Source organism: Streptosporangium sp. NPDC050855 (genome assembly GCF_044456585.1).
Lineage (GTDB): Bacteria > Actinomycetota > Actinomycetes > Streptosporangiales > Streptosporangiaceae > Streptosporangium > Streptosporangium longisporum.
In genome coordinates this window covers 117,304-138,131 of record NZ_JBITFY010000010.1, presented here as the reverse complement: position 1 = coordinate 138,131, position 20,828 = coordinate 117,304, and the positions used below count along the sequence as shown (strand labels likewise).

Annotated in this window: 40 protein-coding genes and 1 pseudogene; 5 read left to right on the top strand and 36 right to left on the bottom strand. The window is 67.1% G+C overall.

Features of this window, described 5'->3' with window-relative positions; all coding sequences use genetic code 11:
- Positions 1-122 precede the first annotated feature (122 nt).
- The 3 genes from ACIBCT_RS21105 to ACIBCT_RS21095 all read left to right on the top strand — a co-directional run bounded on the left by ACIBCT_RS21105 (position 123) and on the right by ACIBCT_RS21095 (position 2,945).
- Positions 123-1,403, top strand: coding sequence for a hypothetical protein (locus tag ACIBCT_RS21105; protein ID WP_399190922.1), 1,281 nt, complete (start codon positions 123-125; stop codon positions 1,401-1,403).
- A 123-nt stretch (positions 1,404-1,526) separates the two neighbouring features.
- Positions 1,527-1,712 (top strand): hypothetical protein, encoded by a 186-nt coding sequence (locus tag ACIBCT_RS21100; RefSeq protein WP_399190920.1) that lies wholly within the window; start codon positions 1,527-1,529, stop codon positions 1,710-1,712.
- 591 nt (positions 1,713-2,303) lie between these two features.
- Positions 2,304-2,945, top strand: coding sequence for a hypothetical protein (locus ACIBCT_RS21095; RefSeq protein WP_399190918.1), 642 nt, complete (start codon positions 2,304-2,306; stop codon positions 2,943-2,945).
- A gap of 309 nt (positions 2,946-3,254) precedes the next feature.
- Here ACIBCT_RS21095 and ACIBCT_RS21090 read toward each other — a convergent pair whose 3' ends face one another.
- From ACIBCT_RS21090 to ACIBCT_RS21015, 16 genes are all read right to left on the bottom strand, one after another.
- Positions 3,255-3,701: a hypothetical protein gene (locus ACIBCT_RS21090; protein ID WP_399190916.1), complete on the bottom strand. Its 447-nt coding sequence runs from the start codon at positions 3,699-3,701 to the stop codon at positions 3,255-3,257.
- Positions 3,702-3,704: 3 nt separating this feature from the next.
- Positions 3,705-4,001, bottom strand: a complete 297-nt coding sequence (locus tag ACIBCT_RS21085) for a hypothetical protein (protein ID WP_399190914.1) — start codon at positions 3,999-4,001, stop codon at positions 3,705-3,707.
- The gene (locus ACIBCT_RS21080; protein ID WP_399190912.1) at positions 3,998-4,273 is read right to left on the bottom strand and encodes a hypothetical protein; all 276 of its coding nucleotides are present in this window, start codon (positions 4,271-4,273) and stop codon (positions 3,998-4,000) included. The genes ACIBCT_RS21085 and ACIBCT_RS21080 overlap by 4 nt, the downstream gene beginning before the upstream one ends.
- A 62-nt stretch (positions 4,274-4,335) precedes the next feature.
- Positions 4,336-4,560: a hypothetical protein gene (locus ACIBCT_RS21075; RefSeq protein WP_399190910.1), complete on the bottom strand. Its 225-nt coding sequence runs from the start codon at positions 4,558-4,560 to the stop codon at positions 4,336-4,338.
- A gap of 38 nt (positions 4,561-4,598) precedes the next feature.
- Positions 4,599-4,835 carry a hypothetical protein gene (locus ACIBCT_RS21070; protein WP_399190908.1) on the bottom strand — a complete coding sequence of 79 codons (237 nt, stop codon included), beginning with the start codon at positions 4,833-4,835 and terminating at the stop codon, positions 4,599-4,601.
- Positions 4,835-5,149, bottom strand: coding sequence for a hypothetical protein (locus ACIBCT_RS21065; protein WP_399190906.1), 315 nt, complete (start codon positions 5,147-5,149; stop codon positions 4,835-4,837). The genes ACIBCT_RS21070 and ACIBCT_RS21065 overlap by 1 nt, the downstream gene beginning before the upstream one ends.
- Positions 5,146-5,610 (bottom strand): DUF6221 family protein, encoded by a 465-nt coding sequence (locus ACIBCT_RS21060; RefSeq protein WP_399190904.1) that lies wholly within the window; start codon positions 5,608-5,610, stop codon positions 5,146-5,148. Before ACIBCT_RS21060 ends, ACIBCT_RS21065 begins: the two co-directional genes overlap by 4 nt.
- 30 nt (positions 5,611-5,640) lie before the next feature.
- Positions 5,641-5,892 (bottom strand): hypothetical protein, encoded by a 252-nt coding sequence (locus ACIBCT_RS21055; protein ID WP_399190902.1) that lies wholly within the window; start codon positions 5,890-5,892, stop codon positions 5,641-5,643.
- Positions 5,893-6,034: 142 nt separating this feature from the next.
- Positions 6,035-6,208, bottom strand: a complete 174-nt coding sequence (locus ACIBCT_RS21050; protein WP_399190900.1) for a hypothetical protein — start codon at positions 6,206-6,208, stop codon at positions 6,035-6,037.
- Between the two features lie 46 nt (positions 6,209-6,254).
- Positions 6,255-6,629 carry a hypothetical protein gene (locus ACIBCT_RS21045; protein WP_399190898.1) on the bottom strand — a complete coding sequence of 125 codons (375 nt, stop codon included), beginning with the start codon at positions 6,627-6,629 and terminating at the stop codon, positions 6,255-6,257.
- Positions 6,626-7,504 carry a BRO family protein gene (locus ACIBCT_RS21040; protein ID WP_399190896.1) on the bottom strand — a complete coding sequence of 293 codons (879 nt, stop codon included), beginning with the start codon at positions 7,502-7,504 and terminating at the stop codon, positions 6,626-6,628. The genes ACIBCT_RS21045 and ACIBCT_RS21040 overlap by 4 nt, the downstream gene beginning before the upstream one ends.
- 222 nt (positions 7,505-7,726) lie before the next feature.
- On the bottom strand, positions 7,727-8,212 hold the full coding sequence (locus tag ACIBCT_RS21035; protein WP_399190894.1) for a hypothetical protein: 486 nt from the start codon (positions 8,210-8,212) through the stop codon (positions 7,727-7,729).
- A 170-nt stretch (positions 8,213-8,382) separates the two neighbouring features.
- Entirely contained in the window at positions 8,383-8,643 is a 261-nt protein-coding gene (locus ACIBCT_RS21030; protein WP_399190892.1) for a hypothetical protein, read from the bottom strand.
- 58 nt (positions 8,644-8,701) lie between these two features.
- Entirely contained in the window at positions 8,702-9,331 is a 630-nt protein-coding gene (locus tag ACIBCT_RS21025; RefSeq protein ID WP_399190890.1) for a hypothetical protein, read from the bottom strand.
- Positions 9,332-9,859: 528 nt separating this feature from the next.
- The gene (locus tag ACIBCT_RS21020) at positions 9,860-10,126 is read right to left on the bottom strand and encodes a hypothetical protein (RefSeq protein WP_399190888.1); all 267 of its coding nucleotides are present in this window, start codon (positions 10,124-10,126) and stop codon (positions 9,860-9,862) included.
- A 319-nt stretch (positions 10,127-10,445) separates the two neighbouring features.
- Complete coding sequence (locus tag ACIBCT_RS21015; protein WP_399190886.1) at positions 10,446-11,057, bottom strand: hypothetical protein; 612 nt, start codon at positions 11,055-11,057, stop codon at positions 10,446-10,448.
- Positions 11,058-11,602: 545 nt separating this feature from the next.
- Here ACIBCT_RS21015 and ACIBCT_RS21010 point away from each other — a divergent pair.
- Positions 11,603-11,764: a hypothetical protein gene (locus ACIBCT_RS21010; RefSeq protein ID WP_399190884.1), complete on the top strand. Its 162-nt coding sequence runs from the start codon at positions 11,603-11,605 to the stop codon at positions 11,762-11,764.
- Positions 11,765-11,806: 42 nt separating this feature from the next.
- Here the strand turns inward: ACIBCT_RS21010 and ACIBCT_RS21005 are convergent, their stop codons facing one another.
- From ACIBCT_RS21005 to ACIBCT_RS20945, 13 genes are all read right to left on the bottom strand, one after another.
- On the bottom strand, positions 11,807-12,067 hold the full coding sequence (locus tag ACIBCT_RS21005) for a hypothetical protein (RefSeq protein ID WP_399190882.1): 261 nt from the start codon (positions 12,065-12,067) through the stop codon (positions 11,807-11,809).
- A 55-nt stretch (positions 12,068-12,122) separates the two neighbouring features.
- Positions 12,123-12,560 carry a hypothetical protein gene (locus ACIBCT_RS21000; RefSeq protein WP_399190880.1) on the bottom strand — a complete coding sequence of 146 codons (438 nt, stop codon included), beginning with the start codon at positions 12,558-12,560 and terminating at the stop codon, positions 12,123-12,125.
- A complete protein-coding gene (locus ACIBCT_RS20995; protein ID WP_399190878.1) occupies positions 12,557-12,772 on the bottom strand; it encodes a DUF2283 domain-containing protein in 216 nt (71 codons plus the stop codon). The genes ACIBCT_RS21000 and ACIBCT_RS20995 overlap by 4 nt, the downstream gene beginning before the upstream one ends.
- Entirely contained in the window at positions 12,769-13,326 is a 558-nt protein-coding gene (locus ACIBCT_RS20990; protein ID WP_399190876.1) for a hypothetical protein, read from the bottom strand. Before ACIBCT_RS20990 ends, ACIBCT_RS20995 begins: the two co-directional genes overlap by 4 nt.
- Complete coding sequence (locus tag ACIBCT_RS20985; protein WP_399190874.1) at positions 13,323-13,844, bottom strand: hypothetical protein; 522 nt, start codon at positions 13,842-13,844, stop codon at positions 13,323-13,325. The genes ACIBCT_RS20990 and ACIBCT_RS20985 overlap by 4 nt, the downstream gene beginning before the upstream one ends.
- Complete coding sequence (locus ACIBCT_RS20980) at positions 13,838-14,650, bottom strand: tRNA(His) guanylyltransferase Thg1 family protein (protein WP_399190872.1); 813 nt, start codon at positions 14,648-14,650, stop codon at positions 13,838-13,840. Before ACIBCT_RS20980 ends, ACIBCT_RS20985 begins: the two co-directional genes overlap by 7 nt.
- Before the next feature lie 79 nt (positions 14,651-14,729).
- Positions 14,730-15,029: a hypothetical protein gene (locus ACIBCT_RS20975; RefSeq protein ID WP_399190870.1), complete on the bottom strand. Its 300-nt coding sequence runs from the start codon at positions 15,027-15,029 to the stop codon at positions 14,730-14,732.
- Positions 15,030-15,033: 4 nt separating this feature from the next.
- Positions 15,034-15,291: a hypothetical protein gene (locus ACIBCT_RS20970; protein WP_399190868.1), complete on the bottom strand. Its 258-nt coding sequence runs from the start codon at positions 15,289-15,291 to the stop codon at positions 15,034-15,036.
- 151 nt (positions 15,292-15,442) lie between these two features.
- Positions 15,443-15,850, bottom strand: a complete 408-nt coding sequence (locus ACIBCT_RS20965) for a hypothetical protein (protein ID WP_399190866.1) — start codon at positions 15,848-15,850, stop codon at positions 15,443-15,445.
- 32 nt (positions 15,851-15,882) lie between these two features.
- Positions 15,883-16,137, bottom strand: a complete 255-nt coding sequence (locus ACIBCT_RS20960) for a hypothetical protein (RefSeq protein ID WP_399190864.1) — start codon at positions 16,135-16,137, stop codon at positions 15,883-15,885.
- A gap of 38 nt (positions 16,138-16,175) precedes the next feature.
- On the bottom strand, positions 16,176-16,373 hold the full coding sequence (locus ACIBCT_RS20955; RefSeq protein WP_399190862.1) for a hypothetical protein: 198 nt from the start codon (positions 16,371-16,373) through the stop codon (positions 16,176-16,178).
- Positions 16,374-16,470: 97 nt separating this feature from the next.
- Entirely contained in the window at positions 16,471-16,893 is a 423-nt protein-coding gene (locus ACIBCT_RS20950) for a hypothetical protein (protein ID WP_399190860.1), read from the bottom strand.
- Positions 16,894-16,972: 79 nt separating this feature from the next.
- A complete protein-coding gene (locus ACIBCT_RS20945) occupies positions 16,973-17,617 on the bottom strand; it encodes a hypothetical protein (RefSeq protein ID WP_399190858.1) in 645 nt (214 codons plus the stop codon).
- A gap of 114 nt (positions 17,618-17,731) precedes the next feature.
- Here ACIBCT_RS20945 and ACIBCT_RS20940 point away from each other — a divergent pair, with 114 nt between their 5' ends.
- Positions 17,732-17,965, top strand: coding sequence for a hypothetical protein (locus tag ACIBCT_RS20940; RefSeq protein ID WP_399191285.1), 234 nt, complete (start codon positions 17,732-17,734; stop codon positions 17,963-17,965).
- An 81-nt stretch (positions 17,966-18,046) separates the two neighbouring features.
- Here ACIBCT_RS20940 and ACIBCT_RS20935 read toward each other — a convergent pair.
- The 7 genes and pseudogenes from ACIBCT_RS20935 to ACIBCT_RS20905 all read right to left on the bottom strand — a co-directional run.
- Positions 18,047-18,163: pseudogene (locus tag ACIBCT_RS20935) on the bottom strand (DUF6011 domain-containing protein); the annotation flags it as partial.
- Entirely contained in the window at positions 18,160-18,441 is a 282-nt protein-coding gene (locus ACIBCT_RS20930) for a hypothetical protein (RefSeq protein ID WP_399190856.1), read from the bottom strand. The pseudogene ACIBCT_RS20935 and the gene ACIBCT_RS20930, both read right to left, overlap by 4 nt.
- Positions 18,442-18,671: 230 nt before the next feature.
- Entirely contained in the window at positions 18,672-19,013 is a 342-nt protein-coding gene (locus ACIBCT_RS20925; RefSeq protein WP_399190855.1) for a MazG-like family protein, read from the bottom strand.
- Positions 19,006-19,347, bottom strand: coding sequence for a DUF4326 domain-containing protein (locus ACIBCT_RS20920; RefSeq protein WP_399190853.1), 342 nt, complete (start codon positions 19,345-19,347; stop codon positions 19,006-19,008). The genes ACIBCT_RS20925 and ACIBCT_RS20920 overlap by 8 nt, the downstream gene beginning before the upstream one ends.
- Before the next feature lie 123 nt (positions 19,348-19,470).
- Complete coding sequence (locus ACIBCT_RS20915) at positions 19,471-19,872, bottom strand: hypothetical protein (RefSeq protein ID WP_399190851.1); 402 nt, start codon at positions 19,870-19,872, stop codon at positions 19,471-19,473.
- Between the two features lie 54 nt (positions 19,873-19,926).
- Positions 19,927-20,196, bottom strand: coding sequence for a hypothetical protein (locus ACIBCT_RS20910; RefSeq protein WP_399190849.1), 270 nt, complete (start codon positions 20,194-20,196; stop codon positions 19,927-19,929).
- A 70-nt stretch (positions 20,197-20,266) separates the two neighbouring features.
- The gene (locus ACIBCT_RS20905; RefSeq protein ID WP_399190847.1) at positions 20,267-20,626 is read right to left on the bottom strand and encodes a hypothetical protein; all 360 of its coding nucleotides are present in this window, start codon (positions 20,624-20,626) and stop codon (positions 20,267-20,269) included.
- Between the last annotated feature and the right edge of the window lie 202 nt (positions 20,627-20,828).

Sequence of the window (20,828 nt, the reverse complement as noted above, 5' to 3'; positions counted from 1 at the left end):
CGACCGCCCATGCCCTTGAGGCTGGGGACCCTGCGGACCAGAGCCTTTCGGGAGGCCCGATCGTCCACGGGATTCCACCGCCAGGAACGCCAGTGGAAACGGTGGGCGTAGGAACGCTCGCCGTGGCCGCGACCCTGGATGGTCTCGCCGTGGCCGTGATGGCTGCGGCGGGGATCGTGGTCGTGGCCTGCACCGTCGCCGGGTTTACGGTGACGATGGTCGTCGCGGTGGTGGTCGGCGTCGGGATCGCCGCCGTGGCTGTGACCACCGTGATGGCGATCGAGGCGCTGGCCGAGGTGGTGGGAGATGGGATCGCTGCAGCCGCGGTGACAGTCGTCGGCGAAGCCGTGGTGTTGCCGTCGGCGGTGACCTCGGGCAGTGGGACCGACGCAGTGACCGACACGACTGAGGGAGCCGCGGTGGCGCCTGCGGTCGTCACTGGGCTCGGGACGAGCGCAGACGCCGCCACAACGCTCGGCGAGGCGGTGCCCTCTGTGGAGACTCCCGGAGCGCCTACCGACGCTGTAGAGGCGACCACAGCCGGGCTGGCGGTGGACCCCGTGGCAGTGGTGGGCGCTCCAACCGAGGCGATCGCAGCCACCGTGTTGGGGCTGGCCGTGATCGACGACCCCGACTGCACCGACGGCGCCGGGATGGACGTCGTCGCGACTACAACCGCCGGCGTGGCGGTCGAGGCCGAGGCGATGGTGGGCGCCGGGATAGACGAGCTCGCGGAGACCGTTGCCGGACTCGCGGTGGAGCCTGCCGAAGCAGTCGCCGTAGGCACCGTCGCCGCGGCCTGGACCGTGGCTGGTGCCGTGGTCTGGCCTGCGGATGCGGTGGGCGCTGGGACGGTCGCTGAAGCGGACACGACCGCTGGGTTGGCGGTGGTGTTGCCTGCGGCCGATACCGATGGAGTCGGAACGGACGCTGCCGCGGAGACGACGCTCGCCGTGACCGTCGAACTGGTGGTCACCGTCGGGGAGCTGATGCTCGCCGACGCCTGCACGACTGCGGGAGCCACGGAGGCGCCCGTGGTTGTCGACGGGGCCGGGACGATCGCGTTGGCGCCCACCGTGGCCGGGGCCGCAGTGGAGCCTGCCGCAGTCGACGGCGCCGGCACGGAAGCTGCCGCACTGACAACCGCCGGGGAAGCGACCTTCTGCGCGACAACCGACGGAGCCGGGACCGCCGAGACTGCGGAGACCGTTGCTGGTGAGGCTGTAGAGCCCCCAGACGCGACAGGAGCGGGGATGGAGGCGGATGCCTGCACCGTGGCGGGTGCGGCGGTCTTGACCGCTGTGACCGCCGGGACGGGCACCGTAGCCGAAGCTGCCACCACTGCAGGGCTGGCTGAGGCTCCAGCCGACACCGTAGGTGCTGGGACGGAGCTGGTGGCCTGAACCCTGGCCGGAGAAGCCGAGGAACCCGTCCTCGTGGAAGGAGCGGGAACCGACGCTGTAGCCGAGACGACCGCAGGCGATGCTGACGAGCCCGTCCTCGTGGATGGGGTCGGGATGGTCGCCGTGGCAGAGACCGTGGTGGGTACGGACGTCGCGTCGGCCGAAGCAGTCGGGGACGCTACCGACGACGTTGCCGGCACAACCGCCGGGGTAGCGGTCGCGTCAACCGGAGCTGAACCGCCGCTGCCGGCGACGCCGACGGTGAAGCCGACCTCGAAACCCAAGGCGATGCTGGCGGTGAAGTCCTGAGCGGCCGTCGGTGTTGACGACGTCAGTTCTTTGATCGCAACCGCGGCCGAGGTGTAGCTCTGCGACTGAGTGTCGCCCACCTCGTCATACCCGGCCGGTGGAGTCCAGGTGATGAAGTCAGCGCCGTTTTCGGCTATAGCTGCGGCGAAACGGAACTCCAAGCTCAGGGCGCCGCCGGGGGTGATGCCTGGGGAGGTGGAGATGGTGCCGGTGCCCGCGGTGGACTGGTCAACCACCGGGGTGGCATCGTCCGCGCCTTGGACAGCAGCGACGAAAATTACGCCGTCCGCGCTGGCGTTCTGGGTGAACCCGTAACTGGCCGGCTCTGAGGCGCCCGCGACTTTCCACCACAGTTTGACTTGGATTGTGGACTGGCCGGCTGTGTACTCGTCCAGGAGAAGCCAGGTGGCGCCGCCCGTTGGGGTGGGCATGTCGGCCAGGAAGCCAACGTCAGCGGCTTGCAGGGCGAGGAGAACGTCGCCTTCGGTCACGCCGGTTGGTTTGTTGACGTTTCCGCTGGCGCCCACCAGTGTGGCGGCGACGATGTCTCCGCGCAGGGTGGGCGGGGTAGAGCCGTCGTCAACCCCCGGGGTGGGGATGGTGGTGGAGGCTGCGGCCACGGGCGGGGCAGCCCTCGCCGCCGCTGAGACCGTGGGTGCGGGGATGGATGCGGCGCACGCCACCACAGCGGGGTTGGCGATGAGGCCGGTCGTTGCTGACGGCGCTGGGACGGATGCCGTAGCAGACACCACGCTGGGCGAGACGGCACTACCCGCTGAAGTATCCGGGGCGGGAACACTGGCCGTAGCTGCAACCACATCAGGAGTAGCGGTCGCATCCACAGAGGTTGACGCCGTCGGAACACAGACAACGAACCCCAGGCGGGCGTCCATCGACGCGTTAGCCACCACCGCGACCGTGCCCGTAGAGCCGCCGGTGGTGCGGTGCCGGGTAGACGACATGCCGGAGGTGCGGGTACCCGACTGGGCTTCGCCACGCTTGGTGTGCGGAGCCGACACACCCCACGGGGTGAGGGTTGCTCCAGCGGTGGCGTCACCGAAAGCGAACCGGACCTCGCAGTCATCGGTTCCGATCGCGGTGGTGGACGGTGTGGTGACGTTCGACCCGACACCTGAGGTGTTGTTCGCCGATGCGGTGGTGGTAGCGTCCGCGCCCTGCACAGCGATGATGATGACCACGCCGTTGGAGCCACTGGACTTACCGAAGCTATAGCTGCCCGGCTCAGACGGGCCCGCGACCTTCAACCACAAACGGCCAAGAACGGTCGCGGACCGCTCCTGAAGCTGAGTCCACCCCGACGCGGTCAGAGAAGAGATCCCGCCAGCGTTGGAGGCGCTGGCCGCAATCAGCACATCGCCTTCGACAACGCCGGACGGCTTCGCACACGAGATGCTGGTGCCGGTACCAGTCGCTGTGGAGTGAGACCGGTACGTCGCAGCCACTCCCGGCCCCCTTCAGCTCAAGGGCCGGGCAACAAAAAACCGCCCGAAGGCGGCAAGGGCTACAGCGCGTTTATGCAGGTCAGGCGAGCGTTAGGGCGAATATGCCTGCGGCGTTCCAGGTGATCGCCAGGGTCCCTGCGGAGGTGGAGTAGTCGCTTCCCAGGTGGACCATGACGATCGCGTTGTTGCCCGCCAGGGCATCCGCGTAGATGAGTGCTCCTCGGGCACCGGTGATGGTGGAGGTGGTCCACGACACGTCGTTGGCGTCGAAGGTGGCGACTCCGGCCGCGCCAGTGAAGGTCGTGCCGGTGAGCGTCGCGCCACCGTTGGTGTACCCCGTGCCTGAGACCTCGTTGGCGTTGTACGGGGCGACTCCGTACGCAGTATCGGTGGTGTAGTTGGGGGTCAATGACGAGGTGAACAGGGCCACCTTGTGCGTTTCGAGGTCGAGGTCGAGCGCTAACTGAGTGGTGTCGAGGACGTCAACGAACGTGGCGACGTACAGGCCGCTCGCAGTAATTGCCATGGATCAGCCCTCCTGAGGGGTCGGGGAGCCGACATGGACGGTGTTGACGCGGACGGTCGCCGATCCGGGCTCGGACGAGCCGACGATGACGTCATCGCGGGTCTCGGAGCGGGCGCCGGCGAGCGTCTTGGACGCCTCGTGGTGGCGGGCCTTCGCCTCGGCGATGCGGTCGGCGTCACCGGAGTCGAGAGCTTCGCGGTACGCCTCCTTCGCGGTGCGGGACTCGTCTTCGTGGCCTGCGGTGGCATCGAGCTTGTCGGCGAGCGCGCGGAGTTCCGCCGCCCTGTCGGCGCTATTCACGTGCGCTCCTCCGTGGTGGTGATCGCGGCCCGCACGAACGGGGCGCGGATATTGACGGACTGCTGCAGTTGGCCGTGTTCGATGACGTCGTTGCCGAGCTGGTCGGTGCGGACTTTCACCCGGCGGCCGTCTTTGTCGCTGCGGTACTCGCGGGTCTGGTCGTGGGTGGCGTTCGTCCAGCCTTGAGGGCGCGTCTGCGGGCTCTTGTCGCGCAGCCACTCGGCGTAGGTGAGGCCCGTCTCCGGGGTCCAGGCGGTGGGCGTCAAGGCCACGGGAGACCTCCTCGGGCACGCAGAAAAGGCCGCCCAGTGGACGGCCTTTCAGGGGGATCGGGTCAGGTCAGGGTGCGGACGGCGGAGTAGTCCTCGCCGTCAACGCGGGCGATGTCCGCGAACGGAACCCACTGCTCTCGAACCAGCGGCTCACCGCCCACTGTGACGTCCCAGAAGATCAGCGCCAGCCAGGTTCCGGTGTCAGTCTTGCGGCGGGCTCTCAGCCACGCTCTGCGGTCCCTGAACACGACGAGAGGCGGCCTCGGCGGCAAGCTGCTCTCGTCCACGAGCAGAGGCTACGGGCGGGCACCGACAAAAGCCGAGGTCAGATGGTGCCCTCGTAGAACACGTCCACAGAGCCGTCCAGGTGACGGATGACCCGGTAGCGGCGCCCCTCATGGGCGAGGACCTGTACGCGGTCGGCGCTCTCGTCTCGGGTGAACTGGAGGCCATCGTCAACGACGACGCCCAGGAAGGTGCCCGCGGCGAGTTCTTCAACGGTGGGCGCTTCGGGGTCGCTGACCCGAGGCACGAAGTAAGCGCGGACGCTGCCATCGCCCATCAGCCCTCCCCCGCGAGTGCCTGGATCGCGGAAGCGATGAGCTTCTGCCCCGTCGCGTCGTCGACCTCTAGCAGGTAGCCGTTCTCGTCGTACTCGCCACTGATATAGCCCGCCTTGATGAGGGCTCCGTACAGGTTCAATGTCCAGTCGGAGCTACCGAAGGGGCGTTTGCCGCTGAACCCTTCGCGCTGTCGCCACACAGTAGCCAAGAGCGTCACCAGGTACTCCCTGATGGTCGCTGCCTCAACGTCGTTGTCGTCGGGGTCCATCGGAGTGGCGAGGATCTGACGACCCGTAGGTGTCTCGGCGGTCATGTCGTCACCGTACCGACAGCAGCCGCGTAGTCCTCGTGGTCGTTCCAGATCGCAGCGAGGATCGACAGCGTCTCGATGGGCCAGTTCTCGTCATCCCCGGCGCCGTAGTAGCCAACGTGGGCGGCGAGGAGCTTCCGCAGGGACTCGACCTTACGGAGCGTGCGGTGCGGGTCCTGACGGGCGATGTGCGCGCCGTTCGTCACGGGCGCCATTCCGTGGAAGTCGTCGCAGACCGCCACGATCGCGTCGTCGCACATGTTGAGGACACCTGCGTCGTGCTCGCTGCACCGATCAGGCTTGTCGAGTCCGCCTGTCTGCCACACGACTGCGACTCCGTGATCAGAGTCGCTGGTTCCTTGCGCCCACCGGGTGCCTTCCTCGAAGGCAGCACGGGCCGTCGCCTCATCCTCATCGAGGCGCGCGGTAATGAACTCCACGATCGAACTGCTCTGATGGGTCATGGTCGGACTCCCCGGGGGTTGGGAAAGGGGTCAGAGGTCCTTCTCGAAGAAGACTTGCGCCTGGCGGAGCAGGCCGAGCGCCACGTAGTGGGGTCCACGGCCGCCAGGCAGCGCCACGAACATGCGGGTTTCGCCCTCGCGTCCGTCCTGCCCTGACACCGCAACACCGGAGACGACGTACTCGGAGACGAGTTCGTGATCCGGGGCGAGGCGGAACGCGCGGACGAAGCCCTCGATCGCGGCGCGGAGCTTGTCGTCAGCGTCCCACTGCTCAGGAGTCATCAGCGTCGGCCCCTCTCGCAGGGTGGTCCAGGCGGGCGGCCCAGCGAAGGCCGCCGCTCGAATGAGGTTGGCCGAAGCCGCCCGCCCGGGTAGTACTCGGCCCGACCGACTGAAGGCGTGGACCTGCCAGACGGGCCGAAGATCATGAGGTGTTGGAGTCAGCCTCAGCGTGGGCGCGCTCGTAGTGCGCCTCGCCGAGATAGACGATCGGACACCCCTTGCCGTCCTGCCGGAAGCGGACGCCTTCACCGGTCTCGAAGGTGAACGAGAAGCCCGTGAACCTCGGCGCCCCCCGCTCGTCGAGGCGGTCAGCCATCTTGCGTATCCACGCTGCTAGACGGGCCGAAGTGCTCATGAGGTGATCACTTCCAACCGTCTCCGGTGCGCGCCATATGCCACTGCCCGCCGTGGCGGGCAGGCTTGGCGCAGGTGAACGTCTCGCCATACCGGATGCCCTGATCGTTGCACGCTGTCTCGCCAGGTGAGGCGAACTGCATGAACCATTCGAGATGCCCCAGGTCAGTCAGGCAGCCGTCGTGGGTTTCGCAGCAGGCGCACATGTCGCACTCGCGGCAACCCCACCAGTGGCGAAGTATCTGCTCGGCCATCTCGGCCGTTAGACCGCCCATCCTGAACTCGACCAGGAATTCCACGGCTCTCACGAAAGAGAGAAGCCCGTTGGCGTGCGCTTCCTTGAGTGCTGCGGCTTGCTCGACCAGTGATGAGGCGGGCATCACGGGCGGATCACCTCAGGGTCCAGCGTGCCGAACTCGCCGATCGCCTGATGGATCCGCTTCCATGCGTGGTCCACGCCCGGCGGGGTGATCCTCGCCCACGTGGTGAGTACCGTTCCGCGCGTGCGGGTCTTGACGTCCTTGGTGGCGTTCTCGCACCAGCCCGACTTGATTGCCGTGGCGGTGGCCTGCCCGTAGTCGCTTCTCCCCTTGGATCGGATGAGCATCCCGATCTGGCCGAGGAAGTCGAAGACGTGTTCCTGCTTGACCTTGATCTTGCGCGCGGTCGCCCACTGCTGAACCGTTCGGGCGAACATCTGGACCGTCATGGTCCCGTTCGCCGCAGCGTACGTCTCGGCGAGTTCGTGACCGGGCAGCAGTTCCTTGATCTTCTCGTCGCGCGCCGCGATCTGCCGCTTCTGGTCGGCAGCGATCTGCGCAAGCTGGGCGACGTGGTCAAGGTCTGTAGGGTCGAACTGCTTGGGCACCAGCCCGTAGGAGCCCGTCTTGCGGATCGCGGGCAGAACGTCGTGGGTGATCCACCGCTTGAATGCCTTCGCGCCGGGTGCTCGGCTAGCGATGGCGAGGTCGTAGAAGCCCGCCTCAGTCAGGAACCACATCACCGGATTGATGATTTTGTCCATGTTTAGGTTAGGGATGTCCGTTTCGCGGGCGTCGAGCTGGACGCGATCTCCGGCCTCCACGAGCGCGAGGGCGACGGACGGGTTCGAGTGGTCGAGCCCCCGGCATACGTCGGCGTGGCAGAAGAGCGGGTTCTCGGCGGTCCCGATGACTCGGATCTGCTGACCCGTCTCCGGGAAGGTGAAGATCTCCACCTCGGAACGGGCGCCCGACTGTGAGTCTTCCGGGTCGAACAAGCTACCGTTGTGCACTGTCAACTCTCCTACGAAGGGTTGGCCACTCCCCGGGACGGTTACCGCCGTCGCCGGGGTTCTTCATTTTGAAGAACTGTCGTTCTAATTCTCCCATATCGGACTGTCCGCTGCGGGCCAGGAAAGCGCTTGCCGCCACTTTGGGCTAGGCAATCTGTACAGCCGACCAGCCAATCGGTTGTCTGATTGCTCAGCGAAGCCGAATCGCTAAGCCAATCGCGCACCCCTCGCACCCTCGGGGATCTGGGCGAGTTCCCGCATGCGGGTCAGGGTCTCTTCGGTGCGCCCGAACGTCCGGTAGCGCCCGCAGCGGGCACAGGGGCCGTACCCCTCGTGCTCGGTGACAGGGTTCTCGCACAGACACGTCCCGTGGGCGCTGAAGATGTACGAGCAGTCCGCGTGGTAGAGGCCGCGTTCGCCCTGCCACCAGCGGGAACGGAGGCCGTCCCACGAGTGGGAGAAGTTCACGGAGTCGCCCTTGCGGGACTTGCCGCCGCACCATGCGCAGCGGGTCAGCAGGCGGCGACGCAGCTTTTGAAGCGGTGGGATCTGGATCTTCCAGTGGTGGACGTGGAACCGCCACCAGCCGTTGGCCTTGGACGTCCACTCGCCTTGAGCGCTCTGGGTACGGACGTGGTGCTTGCACACCTCGCCGGAGTCCCGGCCGCCCGGCTCGCGATGCCAGACGGTCACCAGGGAAGGCCAGTAGAGGTATCCCTCTATGCGCTTCGGCCACGGTCGGCGGATCTCGAAAGCGACAACGAGAGGATCATGCATGTCGGCACTCCGGGGGGTTCACCAGCCTGCGGGGCGGGGTGCGGAAGGGGCGGCGAGGACCCGCCAAGCGCGACGAAGAATGCCCATCAGGAGGGGTGCCGAGTCTTGAGGACCGCCGTGGCCGGGCACTTCCGGCACCGGTAGTTGGTCTCGGTGATCTCGTACCCCTCGCCGGGCTTGCCCTCCCACGTAGTGCGGGCATTGACGTACGGCATCGGCTCACCGCAGTGAGAGACCGTCGCCTCGAACTCGGGGGCCGTCTCGGTCTCCATCGCTCGGCGCCGCAGGATGAACTCCAGGTTCTCGGCGAACTCGTCCGGGGCCATGTCCGGGGGGAGGATCGTCACGAAGCCCGTCCCCTGCGGGGTCTGGCTCCCCCGGTGACGGCGGAACAACCTCATGTGATCACCCGGCCAGCTTCGGTGCGACTGGTGGAGCACACACGGCGAACCCCTGGGCGTCGGTGAACGTCAGCGTCTCGACCGTGAACCACTGCCCGTGCAGCGTCGCGTCGGGCGCGAGTCCTGCCTGTTCGGTGATGCGCTCGCGAGGCACCGTGAAGTGGTCGGCAGTGGTGTGGACCGGCGTCTTCAGCACAGCCCGGCCGCCAACCTCGTACCAGACCTGCACCTCGATGCGGTCCAACCCGGCGGTGTACTTCGCGGCCAACCCGTCGCGCATCGCCATGTACTGGGCGCGCTCGTCAGCGAACGCGTCACGGGCGGCTTGCAGGTCCCACGCCCCTACGACGATCGCCGTAGGTCGCAGAGCGGGGCCTTCCCAAGTGGATCGGAACGTGCTGGTGTTGCCGTCGAAGTCGCGGCGCTCGGTGCGCTCTTGCGGCTCCTGGTGCTCGCCCAGATGCCACCGGATGGTGTGCCACGTCTGCACCTCGACAGGGCCCTCGGTGAGTTCGAACTCGGCGATGTGAGCAGCGAGTTCGTATGCTTCGGCGTCCTCGCGGCGAGTGAAGATCCGCAGGTTCTCGTAGTTGTACTCGCCAGGCTCATCGCTGGCAGCCAGGTAGACCTTCATCTCAGGCCACCGTCCCGTCAGACGCAGCCCGCCGACGAGCAACCCACATGCCAGCAGCGACAGGCCACAAGAGCCCAGCGAGCAGACACGTGACGAGGCAGTACGCCCACCCCAAGATGGTGTGCAGGCCCCCGTCTCGGTAGCCGAAAACGATGACGTTTTTGGTCCGATATCCGTAAGCGAGGTGGGCGATGACGGCGCCGATGAGTGAGTAGCAGAGCAGAGCGACAGCTAGCCAGGGCCAGGTCATAAGTGTTCTCCACGGGGGGGTTTCGGGGGGATGTTGTGTGGCCCGGCCTCTCCACCCCCCGGAGGAAGACCGGGCCACGTGCGCGGCGATCGTGTGCTGGGGGGCTCACAACCGGCGTCGCGCGGCGCACCCACCCATCAGGGAAGGTGCGCGTTTTGAGGGGGTTGGCCGGCGCCTCGCGCGCAGCCGACCAACCCCGAGGGCTCAACACGGCACGGGAAGCACCGCGGAACCCAGCCCCACCCGCCAGAGGGGGCGATCGGGAAATCTAAGGGAATCTAGGCTGCGGCGAAGCGGAGACCCTTACGAGCCCACCGCCACTCATCGCGCTCTTCCGGGGTCGGCAGAATCCTCAACCCGAGGTTCTTCATCGCGTCGATCGTCGACAGATCCCAGAAGTCGTAGAACACGACCCTGCCGACCTGGCCGAGCTTGCGCGCCTTGTACCGTGCCGGCCAGTCCCGCAGCGTCGACCACTCGCGGCCGAGCTCCTCGGCGGCTTTCTGCAGGGCGATCGGGTCGGGCTGCTCTTCGTCTGCGTGCACGGGATCACCTCCCGGGCAGCAAAAAGCCCTCGACGCGGGGGGCGTTCGAGGGCTGGCAAGGTCAATCTTCGAAACGAAGTGTCGCAAACATTCGTCGTTTAGACAAATAGCGGCGCGCCGAAACCTCAGGCGGTGGGCGCGGTGACGGCGAGCCACTCCGCGACCGTCAATGTCAGAGCCTCTTTCGGCACGTCAATCGGTAGGACGAACGGGACGACGTAGAAGCCGCCGTCAGCGCGCGGCATGACGTCAGCGACATCAGCGAGGCAGGGAGGGGAAGTGACCACGATGGACCATTCTCCCCTCCCCTGCAGGCGGCTCAAGCCCTGCGTGCTTCGGTGTCGTCGAGGCGCCCGGGGACAGCGAGGCTGCGCCGGCGGGCACCAGTGCGGCGGATCATGTCGCCGGTGGCCGTGACGAGGTCCCGGTACTCCTGCGCCGTGTAGGTGGTGCCGCACTGGCGGCATTTGGCGCCGTCGAACTCGCCGTCCCCGTTGAGGACCTCGAACAACTGCTTGTACCCGCACGGGGTCTGACAGGGGGTCGGCAGGTGCCGGGCCGGGACGTCGGTCTCCCCTACCTGGCGTCGGCATCGGTAGTGCAGTTGGAGGACTTCGAGGCCGGCGCGGGCGCCGTCGAGGTCGAGGAGGACGTCGGCGTACTCGGCGGATCGGTGGACCAGGCCCGTGGTGCCAGCCGGTAGGTCGGATGCCTCGCGGAGGGAGATGGAGCGCATCATGGGCTGCGGCTCCAGCGCGAGCAGGGCGTCTACGTGGGCGGCGAGAACCGAGCAGGCGGATCGGACGACGTCGTAGGAGACGGCCCGCTGCGATCCGAACTCCGGGACGTTCAGCCGGGCGACCGCGGCGACACGCTCCCACCACGACACCATGACCGCGACCACGTCCCGCAGCAGCTCATCCGCAGCCAACGACACGGGGATGGGCGCGGACTTCGAGATCGAGACCTTCGGGCCGGCGGATTGGCCTCGCTGCCCCAAAGTGGCGTGGACGCGGAGCCAGTAGGCGGGGAGTTCGCGGATCGCGCGCTCGATGACTCCCCTACAGGAGTCGCAATAGGCCCTTGGAGTGAGCGCTCCGAGGCGGATGGTCTTGCCGTCCACGACTTCGAGGCGGGCGTCGGAGCATCGTTCGGCGCGGGCGCATTCCTCCATGCCCTCGTTGGGGTCGAAGTCATCGGGGGCTGAGTGAACCCAGTAGGTCGGCAAGGCGGGCCTCCTCAAGGTCGTACGCTGAGAGGAGACCACTGGGGATCGGGGGTCTGACGAGGCGGTGCGGGCGGCTCTCCGAGTGGGATCGGGGAGCCGCTTTCGTGTGTCAGCAGCCCGGCCGGGTCATCTATTCCAGGCGCCCGCGGAGCGTCGTCCGCAACCGGACACTTTCCCCTGGGGGTGGCGACAGCGCGATGCTGTGCTGCTTACGGTGTGGGCGTCCAGCTACAGCGAAGGAGGCTCCCATGTCGTACCCCAACCAGTTCGCGGACTACGAGCGGAAAGCCCTTGAAGCGTTGAATAAGGGCAAGGTCGCCGAAGCTCAGGTGTGGGCGACCCTTAAACACGCTGAGGTCCTCTCGGTGATCTCGGACAGGTTGGAAAGCCTCAGCATGAGGCTGACTTAGCTTTCAGTCCCGCACTGCTTGAGCGGGCGGGCAGGTCCTTGCTCAACGGCCCTCCTGAGGATCAACACGCTCGAACACAACGCGTTCCGCAGTGAGGTTGGGTCTCGCGGTGTAGCCGACGTCCAGCCAGACAGCTTGCGTGTGCCCAGGGTCGGTCCCCCACCATGCGGGATGCTCGGAAGCGCTGGCAGGCAGGGGTTCGCCGATCATGCGGGACACTTCGGCGAACGTCATTTCGATGCGGGGGCGTCCGTCGTCGTGGAGGTGGCGGGCGAGACGCTCGTACTGCTCACGCGTGACCATTAGGTCTCCTCGGTGGCGGCGTTGACGGTTACGGGCATGGCGCTGGCGATCTCGATTACGGCTGCTCCCCTGCGTGGAAGCGATCCAGGAAGATCGAGACCAGTTCCCGCAGGCGCTGACGGCTCAACACCTTGTGTACCTCTGAGGGGCACACGTTGGTCTGCAGGTGAAGGATGTCGTCCAGCGCCCGGAGGAGCCCGTCAACGACCTTCGCCATGTCGTGCTCATCCCACGCTTTGGTGGACACCTGGACCAGCCAGTCGAGGATGTGGGCGGAGTCAACACACCGCTCCAGGTCAACTTCGTAGGTGCGGTGGTTGGCGGAGTCGAAGAGTTCCAGCAGAAGGTGGTTCGGGTCGAGGCGCCAGCCATTCCATGCTGTGTCGGCGATGACGTTGTTGTCGTAGAAGCGTCGGCGGGCGAGGAATTCCGCGTCAACGCCCTCCGTGAATTCCTTGAACCCGTAGATGCGCGTTTCGGGGGTGTCGCTCATCGGTTCTCCTCGGGGGTCGCGATGGTTCCGGGTAGGGCTCCGATGATCTCGAAGCCAAGAAGGCGCCCACCCTCGCTCAGGTCGACGTTGAGGATGGCGAGCACTTCGACTGTCTCAGCGACGGCGGTGGGCGGTGTGGAGGTGAGAGCCACGTACGACCTGCCAGCGGCGGGGATGGAGGTGAAGGTCGCGGGGACCTCGGCCGAACTCAACGGCGGTTCCTCCTGCGGCTGTACAGCGCCTCTTGGGCGTCGGTGTTCGGCAGCCTACGAGCGGGGCCGATGGAGCGTCGTGCGCCCTCCGAAAGGCTCACGGCGAGGACGTCATCCGGCGGCGGAAGCACCGGCGCGTACAGGATCGGCGGAGCAGGCGGGTCACCGGGAGCGACGCCATCCGGCTCGGGTAGCCCAGCAACAGAAACCGTCTTCGCCAGCAGTTTCGGGTAGTCGAGGAGGTACGCCTGCTCGATCCTCGCCCGCATCTCGGTCTGAAAGTCCGGCTCCGAAGGTGCGGGGAGGCGTGACCCGGAATCCACGAGGAGGGCTTCCATGCTCGCCGCCCAACCAAGCTGCAAGCTGCCGAGAGTTCGACTGAAGGCCCGACTGAGTTGCTCGAAGCACTCGATGAGCGGCGTCATGTCGAGCCTGAACTCGATCCGCAGTTCGGGCTCGGGTTCGTCTGGCGCCCACCTCATGGCGTCGTCGCTGACGTAGTAGTCGTCGAGGCAGGCGTCGATCGCGGCGAGGACGCCGTCGGGGTTGCTCACATCGCCTCCAGGGCGGCTTCTACGGTCGGGCAAGCACTGAGGTAGGAGCACTTGCCGCACAGCTCTACACAGCGGCACAGCTCCGTTTTAGCGTGGTTCGCGGCGTGCTGGAGGATCCCCCGAGCCGCACACCACAGATCATCCGCCATCATCGGTTGCCCGCAGAGGGTGACGCCGATGTAGGAGCCCGGCCCCGCCTCCCGAACGGCTCCGGACGTGTACCGTCCTCGGCGGGTCGTGGGCGGCTCCAGGTGCGGCGGCACAGCGGGGTCGCGGACGTGCAGCGTCCCGAACGCTGGCCCGTCGTCGGGGGCGAGGTGGTTCGTCGGCCCCATCCACAAGGTGCCCGCCGGCGGGTGCGCGGACCGTCGCAGCCAGTTGGTCATGGTCTGGGCTCGGGCCGCCGACACCTGCTCGTCGGCCTCCCGGCGGAGACGGTCCACCTCCACGCGCAGGAACAGCGCCTCGCGGCGAAGCGTCTCCTCGGACGCCTTGTCGAGCTGGGCGACGGTCAGCATCGAATCTCCTCGGCGCTAACGCGGTTCAGGCTCGGCAGAGGCGGGATGATCTCGGCCAGCCATCCGTCAGGGGCCGCGGTGAAGTGCGGCGCCGCCTCCGAGACCCACCGGGAGCGGACAGCCCTGGTGGTTGTCTCCTCCTGGGTGCGCTTGTCCACGTACGTGATGTCCTCCTCCGCCGTGTGGCGGACACACACCCTGCCGCGCTTCACACCGGCCGGGTAGTCGTTCCAGTTGATGCCGTGCTCGGTCCACAGCATGTCCTGCATCTTCCCGGCGGAGACGCCGTTGAGCTGCTTGTGGGAGAACTTCGCCTGCGCCGCCATCGTGACGCTGTTGCGGACGCAGTCGCGTTGCCGCCACAGGAAGTAGTTCGCGACTTCGACGGGGTCGGGGATGGTGAAGACGCGGGCGTCGAACGTGGCGTGGGCGTCGTCGTAGCTGATGCCGTAGACGCGATTGAACGCAACGGTGGCGGTGGACGCGGCGATCGAGGCGATCTTCTGCACGACCCCGCCGAACCACGGCTGCGTGCCGTGGGCGTCGAAGTCCGTCAGCAGGATCGAGCACTCATCCGACTGGGTGAACGCAAACACGCTGCCGGACATCTCCGCGCACAGGGCTTCGGCGACGGCGTCCATGGCGGCGACCACGGCGAAGTCGTACGGCTTGTCCGCGTGCCTCAGGAGGCTGTGAAAGGCCCTGCCATCGACCCGGGCGACGGTGAACGTGCGGCGCGGCAGAACCATGCGGGTCGGCTGCTCATACGCCTTGATGCGGTCTCCGAGAGCCGTCTTGTCGGTCATGTGATCTCTTCCAGGGGTGGGGGAGATGGGTTCAGTTTGCCTGTGCCGGCCCGTAGGAGGCGGGCCGACAACGGCAGAGTTAGGGCGCCTCGTGGTTGCACGTGACGACGGGAACGTTCCCTGTGGCATCCAAGACGGCCCACGCCTCGTTGAGGGTGTCGAACTGGCCGAGCGGTTCGATGTCCAGGCCGAGACGGCGGTGCGCGGAGACGTCCTTGGTGTTCGGGTGCGTTTCGCGGTGCTCCGCCATCCACTCGTGCAGGTGGTGCTCGACGATAGCCGGGCGGGGGCTCTCGCCGTCGGGGTGAGTTGCAACGCGGTACACGTGGGCGTGGTAGCCGTCTGACTCGCAGACACAGCGGGCAGAGGGGTCGTCCATCGGCTCAGCCCTTCTCGGTGTTGGTGGGGAACACGGCCCCCAGCTCGGCGACGAACGTGGCGAGGACCTCATCTGCCTGAACGTGAAGCCTCTCCGAACTGGTGGCCCTCCAGGAGCGGACCCCGGCGACGGGCAGGTTCGTGCGGAGACGGTAGGACGGCTTCCCCGTCGTTGAGTTGTCCTCGATGGTGAACAGCGTGTGGGAGCCAACCTGCCCGTTCTCACTGCCGTAGTTGGTTGTGTTCCAGACGATGCGGGACATACTCAGCTCTCCTCGGGGTCAGGGGCGGGTGCGGAGGGCGGCGACGAGCGCCAAGACGATGACGCCGGCGCAGAACGCGCGGGCGAACTGGCGAGGCGAGCAGGGGATCAGGTACACGGCGGGCTCCGATCGGGTCAGGTGGGGTTGAGCGTCACTTGATGAACGGCCTAGCCCATGCGCTCACCTGGTCACGGAATACCAGCACAAGCACCAGCACCACGAACGGGACCGCCAGGATCCGGGCCACGCCGCCCCAGGTGCGGGCTTGCGCGTTGAACCACTTCTCAAAGGCGGGAAACAGGCGGACGGTGGGCGCCTCGTCGATCCGCTCCGCCCAGTCCGGGGTGTCGGCGTACCAGCGGGCGCGTGCCGCCCATCGGCGGGCACCGAGCCGGGCGACGGCAGCACCGGCCAGCGCTGCCGTTGCCGCTGCAAGTAGGCGCGGTTCGTGTGTCGTGAACCACGTGATCAGTAATGTGATCGCCGCGCTGATCTGGATGTACACCGCGCCCTTCCGGAAGCGCGACATGCGGTCGGCTTCTCGCTCCAACCTGTGCATCAGGAGGTGCTCCTTTCCGGGGAGGGCTGGGGCTAGTTGTTGCGGCGGAGGAACGCCTGCCGCCGCTCGTAGCGCAGGTACTCATGAGCGGTCTCGACGAAGTCCGTGATCTCCTCGTCGGAGAGGTCCGGGTCGTCCAGGCTGGCCATCAGCTCGGGGTCGTTGCTGCCGCAGGTGAGGCACTGACGGATGTGGGCGATCGTCTTCGCGCGCTGCTCGGCGGTGGTGAGGGGGGTGGGCTCCTCGTCGATCTCGGCGGGGACGGGGCGGGCGGTGGTGGCGTTCAAGGCGGGTCTCCGATCGGTCAGACGGGCGGGCTGGTCTGTCAGTTGTCCGGGGTCACGACCTCGTACAGGCCCCAGCCGCCGCTGTCCCACTGGTGGACGATGACCTTCGCCGTTCCGGCCGCGATCTGCTCACGCACGTACACGTAAGCCTTGTTCTCGCTGCGGAAGCTCTTGTGCTCTCCCTCGGTCACCTGGTCGAGGTACACGCGCCACTTGCTGCTCGGCGGGTTCGTCATCACGTTTCTCCGGTTCGTTCGCGGGGGTGGGGTGGTCGGTCTGGTCGGGTGGTCTGTCCGCTGCTCCGGGCCCTGGAGCAGCAGGCGGGCCAACCGATCAGGCGGCGGAGTTCGGCAGGGCGGCGAGGGTGGCGAAGAAGCCGGACGGGCGAGTCTCGGCGTAGATCGTTGCGAAGCGGGAGGTCTGCGCGGTCTCGATGGCGGCGGCGATGGAGTTCTGCACCGTCTGAGCTGCGGTCTGCGCGTTGGCCAGGTTGCGGGCGGTGATGCTGAGCAGGGCGGCGGAGCGGTCAGTTTCGTAGACGACGGTGCCCCAGTCGTCGTCTTCCATCTCCATGTCGGAGATGACGTTGAGGGCGGCGCCCTGGTTGCGCTGCGCGGTGGCGAAGTGGCCGAGGAGAGCAGCGATGTCGCCGTCCCAGGTGGCGTCCTCGTTGCCTTTGGTGATGGCGTCGGACAGGAGGGCGGAGAGGCGGGCGATCTCGGCGACGATCTCCGTGGGGGTAAAGGTGGCTGTCACGTCGTTCTCCCTGTTCGTGCGGGGGCGGGTCGGCCAGGCGGAGTGGAGGGGACTCCTCGTGGAAGCCCCCTCCGCCCCGTCAGAGCGAGGCGTGGTTAGCGATCAGCCATCCGTCGCAGATGCCGCCGATCGTGGTCTCCTCACACTCCTTGGCGATGCGGGCGACCAGGCGGCACAACTGGTACGGGGTGTAGGCGGCGATCCGGTTTTCGGATGCGGCGTTCATGCGGCCGGAGACCATGCACTTGCGCAGGGCGTAGGCAACGGTGTGGATCCGGGCGGTGAGGTTGGACTTGTCGCTGCGGGCCAGGGCTGCGAGGACGTGGTCGTAGCGGCGGCCTTCGCTGATGGCGATGCCGTACTCGTCGGTGAGGGAGAACTTACGGGTGCGAGTGCCAACCTTGATGGCCTTGGCGATCTCGCGGGCGGTCATGTTCTCGCTGGTCTTGATCGCGGCGGTCATGTCGCTGAGGAGCGCGAGAGCCTGGTCGAAGGTTAAGGTGCGGGATTCTTCGTAGGCCAGCCCCTTCTCTGCCTCGACGAGCATCCGCAGGATCTGCGTTGGGATGTTCGCCTTCGCGATGTCCCGCCGGCGGTTGTAGGCGCCCTCGCCGCGGAGCCTGACGTCCCAGCAGTCGCCGCTCTGCTTCTTGATTTCGATCTCGTAGCCGTACTTCTCGGCGATGTCGCTGGCCTGGGGCTGAAGGTCTGCGGTGGCGGTCATGTCGTTCTCCTCGGCTCGTTGCTGTTGACACAACTGTACCGACTCTCGGTACGGCTGTCCATAGTGTCGGGACACTCACTGTCGGGACGTACCGTCTTCGCCTACACTCATCCCATGGACCACCCCACCGAGCGCCGCCCTGTCGCCGTCAGCGACGTCGCCACCCTCCTCGGCGTCAGCGTCCACACCGTCAACCAGTGGCGAAAACGAGCCGCTTCCGCCACGAGGGTCGAGCCCTTCCCTCCCCCCGTCGGCAAGGTCGCCGGAGTCGACTACTGGTGGAACGACCAGATCAGCGAGTGGGCCCGACGGACCGGACGAATCAAGGACGAGCCCGCCAGCGAGTAGGTCTCCCTGCCCCTCGACGGACCCGCCGGCCCGCGCGGGAATCCACAGGCGAGCCGGCGTGATGATGCCGAGGATCTCCGCGCAGTCGTCGCCGAAGCCGAGCTCACGCGACTCGCGGCGGGTCAACGGTTGGTGGCACCTGCCGCACAGAACCTCACGCCGTGCGACAGGAGACTCCTCGGCGGGGAACAGGCTCACCGGGGCTCCGGTAGGGCAGAGCGGAGACGAGCCGGGAGATGGCACTCCTCCCGCCAGCAGGCAGCGTCCGTACAGATGTCATCCGCTGCGGCCAGAGTGGTGATGGCTGCGACGAGATCCGACACGTCCACGATGGCCTTGCCGTGCTCGGTGAGCTCGGTCAGCACCGCCTCCGTGATGGCGCTCCGGCCGCTGAGCGGAATCCAGTGGCCGGACGCTGACAGGGCCCGGGAGGCGGCGTTGTGGACGATCGCGCGGGTGCGCTGCTCAGGCGTCACGGCCGGCCTCCTGCTGGGCGATCTGCTCGGTCATCGCGGCGAGCGCCGCTTCGGCTTTCTCTGCGCGCTCCCGCCAGTGCTTCGCGTACTCCCTCCAAGCGTCCACAGTCTTCTCCGCGTAGCCGCGCCGGAGTTCGTTCGCCCCTCCCGGAGCGAAAACGCACGAGGCGGGATCGGCGCCGTGGCAGTGGTCGCAAGAGTGCGGGCGGAGGTCGTCGGGGAGGGTGGGCTCAGGCATCGGGCGCCTCCAGCCCAGCAACCCGCTCGGCGATCGCCTGCAGCTTCGCCTCGAACACCGTCCGCGGGTCGTCCGTCACGGAGGCGAGGGCGACCATCGCGGTCACGATGACGTCCACCAGCTCGTCCGTGAGGTCAGCGCTGGCGTGGGTGGCGCCTTTGCGGGGGTTCTGGCCGAGCATGCCGATGCGCGCCTGAGTGGCTTCACCGACCTCTTCGGCGATCTTCAGGATGCGTAGCGTCACCTCGTGGTCGTCACGGCCGTTGCTGCGGTCCAGCCACGACACCAGGCCGGCGATCGTCGACCACATCGAGTCGGCGGGGAGCTCAGGCATCGGCCATCTCCTCGTTGGCGACGGCCAGGAGTACGTCTGCGTGGCACGGGTCTTCGGGCTTGCACCAGCAGCACAGGTCTCGGCCCGCCAACTCGGCGCGGATCATGTCGCGCAGGTCCGGGCGGGCGGCGAGGTAGCGGCGGAAGAGGTCCACGGCCTGCTCGTGGTTGCGGACGACGCCCATGATGAGTTCGTCGTTCTCGGCAAAGCGGAACACCTCGCCGATCTTGAACGGGTTGCCCCACCGGGACGGGCGGGACACGACGACCGCCCCCTCAGGTTTCCGCCAGTCCTTCGTTCGGCGGAGTTGGACACGCTTCGGCTCAGCGGGCATCGGGCTTCTCCTCTTCGGGTGGTGCGGAGGCGGCTGCCAGGACGTCAGGCGGCGGGTCTACGGGTTCGAAGCGGGGCGTGGTGTCCGGGGCCCGCCAGCGGGTCAGGCGCTCCCAGAGGCGCCTCACAGCGCCTCCCCGTCCTGCTTGGAGGCGAGGGCGAACAGGTCAATCTCGTCTGAGCGGACCATGTCGAGGACGGCGTCGACGGCGATGGATGCGGCGCGGGTCACGTCTACTTCGGTGTCGCCCTGCGTGTGTGCCTTGAGGCGGGAGGCGATGCGCTCGTACATCAGGTCCTCCGGGCCGAGGTCCTCGCCTGTGCGGCGTAGCCACTCCGGGGACATGCGGGGCGCAGGCGCGGACATGGGCTTCTCCGGGAGCTCGCCTGGTTTGCCGTGGGTGATGAGGATCAACGCCCAGTGCTTGAAGCCGACGACGGGCCACCAGTAGGAGCGGCGTTCCATCTCGGGTTGGGCGAGGAGCGCGGCGAACTTGGCCAGCTCGCCGATCGGGCTACGGCTCATGCGGGTTCTTGTCCTTTCGGTGCCCCGCCCAGACACGAAGGGGCGGGAGGTGGGTCAGAGTGCGCGGTGAGGTCGAGCAGCGCGAGCAGCAGCCGTGATCGACTCCGCATCGTCAGCGGACAGGTACACCTCGACGACCGAGGCGTCTCGGATGCTGGCCAGCGCCACGAGGGTGGTGTCATCGGCGTGACTGTTGGCGTTCTCAGCTGCGGTGATGAAGCGGCGGGAGTCTTGCCACCGGATGGTGACGGTGGTGACGGCGCCGGTTCGGAAGTCGATGATCGTGAGCTTGTCGAGGTCGTTCAGATCGAGTGCGGCGGTCACGTCGAGCCCCTTTCGATGATCTTGTCGCGGGGGTGGTGCTTGTCCGGCAAGACACCGGACAGGGCGGGGGTCAGCGGGTGGTGGCGCGGATGCGCTCAGGCTCGACACGCTCGGTGTCGTCCACCGCGCCCAGGCCGTTGAGGATGTCCACGAGTTCAGCGAGCGTGGTCGGCTTCACCTCGCCGATCGTCTTGAAGAACCCTGGGAGCTGCTCGAACGCGGCGAACGCGTCGTCGAAAATGTCGAGGCGGATCGAGGGCGTCCGCTGGCCAAGCTCGATCTCTTTGGCTACGAACTCCCAGGCGCAGCCTCCGCCTCGGGAACTGGCCACGATGCTCAGTTGCGGCACGTCGACCGTTCCGGGGACCTTCGCGTACCAGGCTTCGTGGGCGATGACGTAGGTCAGGTAGCAGTCGTCGGGCAGGTTCATCGGGGTCCTTTCATGGCTGTTGATCAAACTGGAGTGCGATTTACGGCTGAAAGTGGATCTAGGGTTCGGGATCACGAGCCGATTACGGCCCTGTAGGCGATCTAGAGGCGTTGAGTTGTGGAGCCCCAAGTCGGAGTCGCGTGGGCCGTGCGGGCGGCTCTACGGCGTTGCTAGGGGCCCTCTCGGAGCCACTGAGGCAGAC

Coding starts and splice junctions, on each gene's coding strand:
- ACIBCT_RS20975 (WP_399190870.1), bottom strand. CDS start 15,029: ATGGACGACCCCTCTGCCCGCTGTGTCTGCGAGTCAGACGGCTACCAC.
- ACIBCT_RS21010 (WP_399190884.1), top strand. CDS start 11,603: ATGTCGTACCCCAACCAGTTCGCGGACTACGAGCGGAAAGCCCTTGAA.
- ACIBCT_RS21070 (WP_399190908.1), bottom strand. CDS start 4,835: ATGGGCGATGGCAGCGTCCGCGCTTACTTCGTGCCTCGGGTCAGCGAC.
- ACIBCT_RS21060 (WP_399190904.1), bottom strand. CDS start 5,610: ATGACCCATCAGAGCAGTTCGATCGTGGAGTTCATTACCGCGCGCCTC.
- ACIBCT_RS20955 (WP_399190862.1), bottom strand. CDS start 16,373: ATGACGAACCCGCCGAGCAGCAAGTGGCGCGTGTACCTCGACCAGGTG.
- ACIBCT_RS20940 (WP_399191285.1), top strand. CDS start 17,732: ATGGACCACCCCACCGAGCGCCGCCCTGTCGCCGTCAGCGACGTCGCC.
- ACIBCT_RS20945 (WP_399190858.1), bottom strand. CDS start 17,617: ATGACCGCCACCGCAGACCTTCAGCCCCAGGCCAGCGACATCGCCGAG.
- ACIBCT_RS20965 (WP_399190866.1), bottom strand. CDS start 15,850: ATGCACAGGTTGGAGCGAGAAGCCGACCGCATGTCGCGCTTCCGGAAG.
- ACIBCT_RS20980 (WP_399190872.1), bottom strand. CDS start 14,650: ATGACCGACAAGACGGCTCTCGGAGACCGCATCAAGGCGTATGAGCAG.
- ACIBCT_RS20905 (WP_399190847.1), bottom strand. CDS start 20,626: ATGAACCTGCCCGACGACTGCTACCTGACCTACGTCATCGCCCACGAA.
- ACIBCT_RS21050 (WP_399190900.1), bottom strand. CDS start 6,208: ATGGCTGACCGCCTCGACGAGCGGGGGGCGCCGAGGTTCACGGGCTTC.
- ACIBCT_RS21065 (WP_399190906.1), bottom strand. CDS start 5,149: ATGACCGCCGAGACACCTACGGGTCGTCAGATCCTCGCCACTCCGATG.
- ACIBCT_RS20915 (WP_399190851.1), bottom strand. CDS start 19,872: ATGAGCCGTAGCCCGATCGGCGAGCTGGCCAAGTTCGCCGCGCTCCTC.
- ACIBCT_RS21000 (WP_399190880.1), bottom strand. CDS start 12,560: ATGAGCGACACCCCCGAAACGCGCATCTACGGGTTCAAGGAATTCACG.
- ACIBCT_RS20925 (WP_399190855.1), bottom strand. CDS start 19,013: ATGCCTGAGCTCCCCGCCGACTCGATGTGGTCGACGATCGCCGGCCTG.
- ACIBCT_RS21055 (WP_399190902.1), bottom strand. CDS start 5,892: ATGACTCCTGAGCAGTGGGACGCTGACGACAAGCTCCGCGCCGCGATC.
- ACIBCT_RS20985 (WP_399190874.1), bottom strand. CDS start 13,844: ATGCTGACCGTCGCCCAGCTCGACAAGGCGTCCGAGGAGACGCTTCGC.
- ACIBCT_RS21025 (WP_399190890.1), bottom strand. CDS start 9,331: ATGAAGGTCTACCTGGCTGCCAGCGATGAGCCTGGCGAGTACAACTAC.
- ACIBCT_RS20970 (WP_399190868.1), bottom strand. CDS start 15,291: ATGTCCCGCATCGTCTGGAACACAACCAACTACGGCAGTGAGAACGGG.
- ACIBCT_RS21090 (WP_399190916.1), bottom strand. CDS start 3,701: ATGGCAATTACTGCGAGCGGCCTGTACGTCGCCACGTTCGTTGACGTC.
- ACIBCT_RS20920 (WP_399190853.1), bottom strand. CDS start 19,347: ATGCCCGCTGAGCCGAAGCGTGTCCAACTCCGCCGAACGAAGGACTGG.
- ACIBCT_RS21005 (WP_399190882.1), bottom strand. CDS start 12,067: ATGGTCACGCGTGAGCAGTACGAGCGTCTCGCCCGCCACCTCCACGAC.